This window comes from Streptomyces sp. URMC 123, from assembly GCF_051386515.1.
In the GTDB taxonomy this organism is placed as follows: Bacteria; Actinomycetota; Actinomycetes; order Streptomycetales; family Streptomycetaceae; genus Streptomyces.
The window spans coordinates 1-3,463 of sequence record NZ_JBPQTV010000486.1 but is presented as its reverse complement, the minus strand read 5'-3'; the positions used below and the strand labels follow the sequence as shown (position 1 = coordinate 3,463).

The 3,463-nt window shown below is 73.3% G+C and carries 4 protein-coding genes; 3 read left to right on the top strand and 1 reads right to left on the bottom strand.

Annotated elements, in window-relative coordinates:
- Positions 1-21: 21 nt before the first annotated feature.
- Positions 22-816, bottom strand: coding sequence for an alpha/beta hydrolase (locus tag ACSNOD_RS29785; protein WP_436770193.1), 795 nt, complete (start codon positions 814-816; stop codon positions 22-24).
- Positions 817-919: 103 nt separating this feature from the next.
- Here ACSNOD_RS29785 and ACSNOD_RS29780 point away from each other — a divergent pair, with 103 nt between their 5' ends.
- The 3 genes from ACSNOD_RS29780 (at position 920) to ACSNOD_RS29770 (ending at position 3,415) form a co-directional block, all read left to right on the top strand.
- A complete protein-coding gene (locus ACSNOD_RS29780) occupies positions 920-2,086 on the top strand; it encodes an adenosine deaminase (RefSeq protein WP_436770192.1) in 1,167 nt (388 codons plus the stop codon).
- A gap of 175 nt (positions 2,087-2,261) precedes the next feature.
- Entirely contained in the window at positions 2,262-2,612 is a 351-nt protein-coding gene (locus ACSNOD_RS29775) for an ATP-binding protein (RefSeq protein WP_436770191.1), read from the top strand.
- A 113-nt stretch (positions 2,613-2,725) separates the two neighbouring features.
- Positions 2,726-3,415, top strand: a complete 690-nt coding sequence (locus ACSNOD_RS29770) for a hypothetical protein (protein WP_436770190.1) — start codon at positions 2,726-2,728, stop codon at positions 3,413-3,415.
- Positions 3,416-3,463 lie beyond the last annotated feature (48 nt).

Below are 3,463 nucleotides of genomic sequence, written 5' to 3'. Positions count from 1 at the left end.
GTCCGCTCCGGCGTTCGGTCGTCAGCGCGGGATCAGCTGGCCGCGGCGGCTGAGGAGGAACTTCTTGAACGCGGCCAACGGCATCCGCAGCCCCAGCGGCGGCGGCGCCGCCACCGCGTCCGCGAGCGGGCGCGACACCGCCCGCCCGAAGAGCGCGCCGAGCACGAAGTCCGTGGCCAGGGCGAGCACTTCGCTCCGGTACTGCCGCAGCCCGTGCCCGTCGGCGTGCACCTCGAACCGGCACACGTCCGGGTTCACCTTCTTCGCCCGCTGCGCGTAGCGGAAGGACAGCTCCGGGTCGGCCCGCACGTCCTGGGTGCCGTGCACCACGAGCACCCGGCGCCCGACGAGCTGTTTCACCGGATCGGGATCGTCCCCGGCCGACGGGTCGGGCAGCCGGGGGGCCAGCGCCAGGGCGGAGTTGACGGCCGGGTGCCCGGCGGCGCGCAGCGCGGCCCGTCCCCCCAGCCCCGGGCCGGCGAGACACACCGGCACGTCGCCGTACCGCCGCACCACCTCGTCCGCCGCCCGCAGCGCGTCCGTGACCGGATGCGCGGCCGGCTCGTTCCAGCCGCGATATCGGTAGTGCACGACATGGGCCACCAGCCCGTGGGCGCGGCCGGCCCGGGCCAGCCGGCGGGCCAGCGGCCGGGCGGCGGCGAGGGCCAGGGGCGACGGCCGGCCCATGCCCTCCCGCGCCGCGCCCGGCAGTAACAGCACCACGCCGTGGACCGTGCGGTCGGCGGCACCCGGCCCCCCGCACCCCATCGCGCGCCCCAGTCGGGCGCACCGCTCCGGCACCGCTTGCTGAGCCATGGCAAGAACGATGGCAGAAGTCCCGGTGTACTCCACCATGCCGATGGGTCACCGTTGGATATCGTTCGGGACGCTCTACGCGCGTAGGAGTTAGAGTGCGGAAATGACGAGCGACACTCCACATCTTCCCGACCAGGACCAGATCCGTCGGGCACCGAAGGTGCTGCTGCACGACCACCTCGACGGCGGCCTGCGCCCCGGCACCATCATCGAGCTGGCCCGTGAGGTCGGCTACGACGGCCTCCCCGAGACCGAGGCCGACAAGCTCGGCGTGTGGTTCCGCGAGGCCGCCGACTCCGGCTCGCTGGAGCGCTACCTGGAGACCTTCGCGCACACCTGCGCCGTCATGCAGACCCGTGAGGCACTGGTGCGGGTCGCGGCCGAGTGCGCCGAGGACCTCGCCGAGGACGGCGTCGTCTACGCCGAGATCCGCTACGCCCCCGAGCAGCACCTGGAGGCCGGCCTCTCCCTGGAGGAGGTGGTCGAGGCCGTCAACGAGGGCTTCCGCGAGGGCGAGCGCCGGGCCAAGGCCAACGGCCACCGCATCCGCGTCGGCGCGCTGCTCACCGCCATGCGGCACGCCGCCCGCGCCCTGGAGATCGCCGAACTCGCCAACCGCTACCGCGACCTGGGCGTCGTGGGCTTCGACATCGCGGGCGCCGAGGCCGGCTTCCCTCCCACCCGCCACCTCGACGCGTTCGAGTACCTCAAGCGGGAGAACAACCACTTCACCATTCACGCCGGTGAGGCGTTCGGCCTGCCCTCCATCTGGCAGGCGCTCCAGTGGTGCGGCGCGGACCGGCTGGGTCACGGCGTGCGGATCATCGACGACATCCAGGTCGCCGAGGACGGCTCGGTCAAGCTCGGCCGGCTGGCCTCGTACGTCCGCGACAAGCGCATCCCGCTGGAGATGTGCCCGACGTCCAACCTCCAGACGGGCGCAGCGAGCAGCTACGCCGAGCACCCCATCGGGCTGCTGCGCCGGCTGCACTTCCGGGCGACGGTGAACACCGACAACCGCCTGATGAGCGGCACCAGCATGAGCAAGGAGTTCGAGCACCTGGTGCGGACGTTCGGCTACAGCCTGGACGACATGCAGTGGTTCACCGTCAATGCCATGAAGTCCGCGTTCATTCCTTTCGATGAACGCCTCGCCATGATCAACGATGTGATCAAGCCGGGGTACGCGGAGCTGCGGTCCGAGTGGCTCTTCCGCCAGGCGGCCACCACACCGGCCATGACCAGCGGTTCCGAGGGTCAGGGCGACTGATCGTACGAACCGTGGAAGCGGCCGGGTCGACTGCGACTCGGCCGCTTTGCCGTGTTTGCGGTACCCGCCATGGCGTGACTACGTTGCGAATCCCCGTTGTGACGGTCCGTGCGGAGCCGGCGAGAGCCGGCCCCGTCGCCGGGCCGCCCACCCCCCAGTACGAGGACGTATTGCCATGAAGCAGGGAACCCTCAAGACTCTCGGCGCCGCCGCCCTCGGCCTCGCCTTCGCCGGTGCCGCCGCGGGCACCGCCGCGGCCGCAGGCCCCGCCGACGCGCTGTCCGGGCTGCCGGTGAGCACGATCAGCAGCCTGGTGCCGGGCGGTGAGACGACCCGGTCGCTGACCGCGGCTTCCCTGCCGGGCGCGGACGCGCTCTCCGCCGGCGAGGAGGGAGCCTCCGAGGAGCGCAAGAACCCGCTCGGTGGGCTGCTCGGCGGCCTGCCCGGCAAGGGGCTGCCGACCGGCGGCCTGCCGACCAAGGGCCTGCCCACCAGCGGCCTGCCCGGCGGCGGCCTCCCGCTCTGACCGGCCGTACCCCCCGAGGGGCGCGGCGGGTGAACACCGCCGTGCCTCTCCCGGGGCAGGGGTCGCGCACCCCCATGAACCCTTCGACCGCCCACAGGGCAGGAGCACCACGCATGCGTGCCAAGAGGAACGCGCTTTCCGCGGGGGCCGCGCTGGGACTGCTGCTGCTCGCCACGGCGTGCGGCGGCGGGAGCGGCTCCGAGGACAAGGGCCCCGGCAGGGCGGCGCCCGGCCGGCCGCTGAACCAGGAGCAGCTCGACCACGCGGCGTTCGCCACCGATGACCTCCCGGGCTTCGTCGCCTCCCGGAGCGCCGCCAAGCCCGACCGGTCCGCGAAGGCCGCCGACCCGGCGTGCCAGCCGATCGTCGCGGCCGTGGGCGACCGGATCAACCCCCGCGCCAAGCAGTCGGCGCTGCGCAGCGTCAGCGACCGCGCGGCCCCCGGCAGCGCCTACGCCGTCGATCTGACGTCCTACACCGCGGCCGACGCCCGGCAGGCGATGCGCGATCTGCGCTCGGCGCTCGACACCTGCGCGGACGGCTTCGAGGCCACCACGATGGGCCGCCCCGTCTCCTACACCTCCGTGAAGAAGAAGCCGGTCCGGGCCGGTGACGAGGCCGTGGGGATCGAGATGGTCGGCCAGGGTATGGGCCGCAAGGCGACCGTGAACTACGTCGTGGCCCGGCAGGGCTCCACCATGATCATGGTGCTGGCGGCCGACCCGGCGCTGCGCAAGAGCGTGCCGGTGCCGCCGCGGCTGGTCGACAAGCAGGTCGAGAAGGTCGCGGCGCTGGGCGGCTGAGCCGTCCCGGGCGGGGGGGGGCAGGGTCTCCGCCAGCCGCCATTTGAC